The 4,768-nt window shown below is 50.7% G+C and carries 3 protein-coding genes; all 3 read left to right on the plus strand.

Going from position 1 to position 4,768, the window contains the following annotated elements; all coding sequences use genetic code 11:
• Nucleotides 1–288: 288 nt before the first annotated feature.
• The 3 genes from ACI4N7_RS04900 to ACI4N7_RS04910 all read left to right on the plus strand — a co-directional run bounded on the left by ACI4N7_RS04900 (nucleotide 289) and on the right by ACI4N7_RS04910 (nucleotide 4,544).
• Nucleotides 289–951, plus strand: a complete 663-nt coding sequence (locus tag ACI4N7_RS04900; protein WP_439732248.1) for a vitamin B12 dependent-methionine synthase activation domain-containing protein — start codon at nucleotides 289–291, stop codon at nucleotides 949–951.
• 351 nt (nucleotides 952–1,302) lie between these two features.
• Complete coding sequence (locus ACI4N7_RS04905; RefSeq protein WP_439732249.1) at nucleotides 1,303–3,681, plus strand: homocysteine S-methyltransferase family protein; 2,379 nt, start codon at nucleotides 1,303–1,305, stop codon at nucleotides 3,679–3,681.
• Nucleotides 3,681–4,544 carry a methylenetetrahydrofolate reductase gene (locus tag ACI4N7_RS04910; protein WP_439732250.1) on the plus strand — a complete coding sequence of 288 codons (864 nt, stop codon included), beginning with the start codon at nucleotides 3,681–3,683 and terminating at the stop codon, nucleotides 4,542–4,544. Before ACI4N7_RS04905 ends, ACI4N7_RS04910 begins: the two co-directional genes overlap by 1 nt.
• Nucleotides 4,545–4,768 lie beyond the last annotated feature (224 nt).

The raw sequence follows: 4,768 nt of genomic DNA on the forward strand, positions 1-4,768 counted from the left end.
TTTAATTACAGATATGCGATGAAGAGAAGAGTAGGCGGATGATAAGGCCAAAGAGAGTTCCCCATGGTGAGAAGGGAGCGCCAAAGAGCTGCTGAATATGGACTCCGAGCAGGGAAGGCCGAATCATGAGGCATCCCGGGTGCGCCCGATACAGCGCTCAAGTATCAAGGCCCTGCGGCCGGCGTACCTATAGAGGTTCATGCAGTGATGCATGGATGAAATTGGGTGGTAACACGAGTCTTTCGTCCCTTTCAGGGATGGAGGATTTTTTTATTTTAAGGAGGTTTCATGCCATTCTATAATGGAACTTTATTTGAAATCGACCGGAAGGAAATGCTCCGCTATGCAGGAATGAATCCCAAAGGGAAAAATTTCCCGGAGGAAGCGGTGCAGAATGCCATAGAAGAAGCACTGGCACTGGCAGAGCCCCGGGGTATCTGGCAGGTCATTCCCTATTCACCGTCGGAAGGGCGGATTGAAGGTCAGCCGCCCCTTACGCTGACCGGAAAAAGCATCCGTCATCATCTGGCCAATTCCTGGTCAGTAGCGGTACTGGCCGTCACCGTGGGTGATGAAATCGAAAAGGCATCGGATGCTGCCTTCAAGTCCGGCGATTATGTTCGGGGCCTCCTTCTGGATGCTGCCGCCACGACCGCCACTGAACACCTGGCCGATCAGGTAGATCGGCTGATTCAAAAAGAAGCTGAAAAGGACGGTCAGAAAACGGTATGGCGTTTTTCTCCAGGCTATGGAGACTGGCCCGTAACCCAGCAGAATGATTTCTGCCGTTTGATAGAAGCGGATAAAATCGGCATTCACGTTACAGATCATTCCATGCTTTTCCCCAGAAAATCAGTATCTGCCATTATCGGTATATCGCAGTGTACTCAGCGGCCGGCTCCTGCCAAGTGTCGAACCTGTTCTCTGATGACCTGCCCGTTCAGACATTGAGACTCTATCAGTCAGCTGTTAGCAGTTAGCTTCCAGCTTTTAGGGGGGTAGGTTCTGGTTTCTAGGTTCTGGGTTCTAGATGCCAGGTGCTAGGTGCTAGCTGCTAAGTGCTAGTTTTTAGGATACATACTCATTGGCGGGACAGATTTCTCGACTTCACTTCACTTCGCTCCGCTCGAAATGACGAAGAAAAGAAGAGATATGGGGCTTCAGAATTGAGGCTTCAGACGATCAGATTCAGACGATGAAATTTCCGCTTACTGCTGCCCGCTGGAAACAAGAACCAGGAAACTTTACAATATAGTGGTACTTATAAAATAGTAAAAATAATATATAACAAAGGAGAACCTTATGATACTTTTTGACGGCGGCATGGGTACCATGCTCCAAAAGTTCGGTCTTGAGGCAGGAAGCTGCCCTGATTATTACAATATTTCCCACCCTGAGGTAGTACAGCAGATTCACAAGGCTTATGCCGATGCAGGAAGTCAGTACATTACCACCAATACTTTCGGGTCTTCTCCCATCAAGCTGGCTGATTACGACCTGTCTGACAAAGTAGAGACCATTGCTTCCGCTGCCGTGCAAAATGTTCGCATGGCCTGCGGGGACCGGGTTAAAGTGGCCGGTGATATGGGACCTACAGGAAAATTCATCCAGCCCATCGGCGAGCTGTCTTTTGATGAAACCTGCGAAAATTATTACCGTCTGGCCAAAGCCCTTTCTGATGCAGGCGCTGACTGCCTTATTATCGAGACCATTATCGACATTCAGGAAATGAAAGCCGCTCTGATTGCTGCCAAAGCAGCATGCCATCTGCCGGTTATCTGCCAGATGTCCTATTCGGAAGACGGCAGAACCATCCCTGGAACGGATCCGATCACTGCCACCATCCTTCTGGATGCCATGGGAGCTGATGTGATCGGCGCCAACTGCTCCGTAGGACCGGATAAGCTGCTTGACGCAGCCCGCCAGATGGTTTTCGTTACCAATAAGCCTGTAATTATCCAGCCCAACGCAGGCATGCCTGTTCTGGAAAATGGTGAAACCCGCTTCCCACTGGGACCGAAAGAATTTGCTTCCTATGCGCCGGAATTTGCAAAAATCGGCGTTTCCTATCTGGGCGGCTGCTGCGGCACTACGCCGGATCATATCCGGGCTCTCGCGAAAGCACTGGAAAATGTACCGGTGACGCCCCCGCCAAAGGTAAAACCCTTTACTGCTCTGACCTCCCGAACAAAAACCGTATTCATCGGCGATGATTACGCTCCTGTCAAAATCGGAGAACGCATCAATCCCACAGGCAGAAAGAAAATGCGGGAAGATATACAGCGGGGCAGTTTCGTTTCCGTAAAGAAGGAAGGGCTGGCCGAGGTGGCCGCCGGTGCCGATGTGCTGGATGTAAATATGGGCGTACCGGGTATTGACCAGAAAGCGGCTATGGAAACTGCCATTTCCCAGCTGTCCATGCTCTGCCCGGTACCGCTTTCCATTGACAGCACCGATCCTGAGGTGCTGGAAAGAGCGCTGAAGGTCTATCCGGGCCGCCCGCTCATCAATTCCGTAAATGGTGCTGATGACGAAATCCTGTACAAGGTACTGAAACTGGCTAAAACCTACGGTGCCGCCGTACTCTGCCTCCCTCTGGAAAAGGGAAATCTTCCCAAAACAGCAGAAGAACGAATCCGCATCGCCCGATCTCTCATAGAAAAAGCTTTGGCTGCAGGTCTCCGGAAGGAAGATCTCCTGCTGGATCCTCTGGTACTTACCATTGGTTCCTCCGACAGCGGTGCCAGAGAAACGCTGAAAACAATTTCTTTGTACAAAAAGGAATTCGGCCTTCCCTGCGTCATGGGCACCAGCAATGTTTCCTTCGGTCTGCCTGCCCGTCCCCGTATTAATGCGGCCTTCCTTACCATGGCCTTTGCCTGCGGCATGAACGCACCGATTATCAATCCTCTGGACAAAGGCATTCAGGATGCTTTCACCAATGCAAAGCTTCTTTTAGGCTTCGACCCCGGCGCCCAGCAGTTTATCAGGGAAGCCGCAGTCTCTGAAGAGCCGAAGGAAGAGAAGAAATCGGCCAAAGACCTGCCTCCTTTGGAGCAGATCAAAGCTGCTGTCAAAAACGGTGAAAAAGAAGATGCGGCCGCTCTGGTCAAGACCCTTCTGGACAGCGGGATTTCTTCTGAAACCATCATCAAGGAGGGGCTTACAAAAGCCATGACGGAAATTGGAGACGGCTACGGCGCCGGCAAGGTATATCTCCCCCAGGTCATGATGGCGGCGGAGGCCATGCAGTCCGCTTTCAAAGAGCTGAAAAAGCTCCTTCCGGAAATCAGTTCCACGGTGAAAGGCACCCTGGTCATCGGCACGGTAAAAGGCGATATTCATGACCTGGGCAAAAATATTGTAGCTGCCCTCATGGAAAACAGCGGATACCGTGTCATTGATCTGGGAAAGGATGTAGAGGCAGATACCTTTGTAAAAGCGGTGCAGGAACATCATGCTGATCTGGCAGGTCTCTGCTCCCTGATGACTACCACCCTGCCTGAAATGGAACATACCGTGGAAGCGCTGAAAAAAGAAACCCCCGCAGTAGATATTCTGGTAGGCGGTGCCGTGGTAACCCAGGATTATGCCGACCGCATCGGCGCCCCGGATTACTGCAAAGACGGAATTGCCGCCGTAAAAATAGCTGACAGACTGACAGAAAAGAGGAATGGCTGATGACAACATTAAAAGAAAAGAACCGACAGCATATATTTACCATTACCACAGAGCTGGATCCGCCCAAAAGCGCATCCCCTGCTGTGACAGAAGCCCAGGTAGTCAAAGTGGCCCCCTATGTGGATGCTGTAAACATTGCAGACTGCCCCATGGCCAAGCTCCGTATGAGCCCAATCGCCCTGTCTTCCATTATCCAGAGCCGTTACCATGTGGAATCCATTTTCCACCTCACCTGCCGGGACAGGAATGTCATCGGCCTGCAGGCAGAACTTCTGGGCGCTTATGCCCTGGGTGTTCATAATATTCTCACCCTTACCGGAGATCCGCCTTCTATCGGCGATCACCCCAATGCCAAAGGCGTTTTTGAAGTAGACTCTACCGGCCTCATTGAAATTGCCAGGACGCTGAATGAAGGTCATGACTTCATGGGGCATGATCTGGGAGAACCTACCGATTTCTATATCGGCACCACCGCTAATCCCGGCGCCGATGATCTGGACAGGGAAATCCGCCGTCTGGAAGGGAAGAAAAAGGCAGGGGCCCAGTTTATCCAGACCCAGCCCATTTATGATATCCGCCAGGCTGAAGATTTCCTGGCCGCTGCCAAAGATTTGGAGCTTCCCATCCTTTTCGGCATTGTCCCCCTGAAAAGCTTTAAAATGGCAGCCTACCTCAATAACAACGTCCCCGGCATATATATTCCACCCCATGTGATGAAAGCCATGGAAACAGGAGGCCGGGAAACAGGGCTTCAGATTTCCCGTGAACTGGTCACTGCCCTGAAAGAAATCCATGCTGATGGAGCCCATCTCATGCCCGTCAATGATGTGGATGCCGTGGAATATATTGCTAAGGACAATTAAAAATTGAAAATGTAGAATGGAGAATGGTAGTGGCGGTGCAGTTTTTATATTCTCTGCATCAGCCGTTGTCAGCTTAGAGCCATTTGCTCTATGAAAGCAATGATTACAGCAATTAAAAATTGGGAATGTAGAATGGAAAATGATTGTGGCGGTGCTGTTTTTATATTGGCACCGCCCTTTTTGTATTCTCTGCATCAGCCGTTGTCAGCTTAGAGCCATTTGCT

Origin of the sequence: Dialister sp. (assembly GCF_051885895.1) — a bacterium.
Classification (GTDB): Bacteria; Bacillota; Negativicutes; order Veillonellales; family Dialisteraceae; genus Dialister.